We start from the raw sequence: 1,231 nt of genomic DNA, 5'->3' as shown, positions 1-1,231 counted from the left end.
TTGGACTGACCCCGCCCCGGTAGACGATCCTGCCCTATAGTTTGAGCATAGGAGGAGCGTATGGGCACACCACGATTTACACCTGAATTTAAGGAAGAAGCCGTCCGTCAGATAACGGAACGCGGTTATTCCGTCGCCGAAGTTTCTGACCGGCTGGGCGTTTCAGCACACAGTCTCTATAAGTGGTTACGGGCTATTAAACCCGATAACAGCGAGCAGCATGCCCGTGATTTACTGGAAGCCAAAAGCGAGATCCTGAAGCTCAGGGCCCAACTGAAGCGCACTGAGGAAGAACGGGACATACTGAAAAAGGCCGCGCGGTACTTTGCAAGGGAGCCCGACTGAAGTACCGCTTTATCAATGAGCACCGCACTGTATGGGGTGTCATGACGATGTGTCGGGTGTTGTGCGTTGCCCGGGCCGGGTTTTATGCGTGGCTGCATAACCCGGTCTCCGCGCGGGATAAAGATAACCAGCGTCTGCTGACGCTTATCCGTGACTCCTATTCACTGAGCGGAGGCGTATACGGTTACCGCCGGGTTCATGGCGACCTGAACGAAATCGGGGAAATCTGCGGTAAAAACCGGGTGGGCCGTATTATGCAACTGAACCGGATTAAAGCCGTGCGCGGCTATAAAGCTCCGCGTCGTATCGCTGGCAGACCTTCAGTGGTTGCGCCTAATCGTGTGCAGCGGCAGTTTACCGTTGTCCGGGCCAATCAGGTCTGGGTCACCGATATTACTTATATCCGCACCTGGCAGGGCTGGCTGTATCTGGCGGTGGTTATCGATCTCTTCGCCCGTAACGTGGTTGGCTGGTCGATGAAGCCCACTCTCTCTCGCGAACTCGCGCTGGACGCTCTGATGATGGCCGTGTGGCGTCGAAAACCGGACGGCGAGGTTATCGTACATAGCGATCAGGGCAGCCAGTACGGCAGTGACGACTGGCAGCGCTTCTGCCGGGCCAATAACCTGGCGCCGAGCATGAGCAGGCGTGGCAACTGCTGGGATAATGCGGTGGCCGAATCGTTCTTCAGTTCGCTGAAAAAAGAACGGATCAGAAAACGCATATATAAAACCAGGGATCTGGCCCGGGCGGATATCTTCGATTACATTGAAGTGTTCTACAACCGGGCCCGGCGTCACAGCCACCTCGGCGGCGTCAGTCCAGAGGCCTTTGAACAGGCCTCGTCGTGAGGACAGAATTTGTCTACGGGCGTGGGGTCAGTCCA

Annotated in this window: 1 protein-coding gene; it reads left to right on the top strand. The window is 56.2% G+C overall.

Translation table 11 applies throughout. The annotated features are described in order from the left end of the window. The first annotated feature begins 60 nt into the window (after positions 1–60). Positions 61–1,196 (top strand): IS3 family transposase gene (locus GYRE_RS14300; RefSeq protein WP_202969604.1). Its coding sequence is split into 2 segments (ribosomal slippage): positions 61–307 and positions 307–1,196, totalling 1,137 coding nucleotides; the frame shifts between segments, so codons are not numbered across the junction. Positions 1,197–1,231: the final 35 nt, after the last annotated feature.

It is taken from the genome of Yokenella regensburgei ATCC 49455, from assembly GCF_000735455.1.
GTDB classification, from domain to species: domain Bacteria; phylum Pseudomonadota; class Gammaproteobacteria; order Enterobacterales; family Enterobacteriaceae; genus Yokenella; species Yokenella regensburgei.
This window is presented reverse-complemented; position numbering and strand designations above follow the sequence as displayed.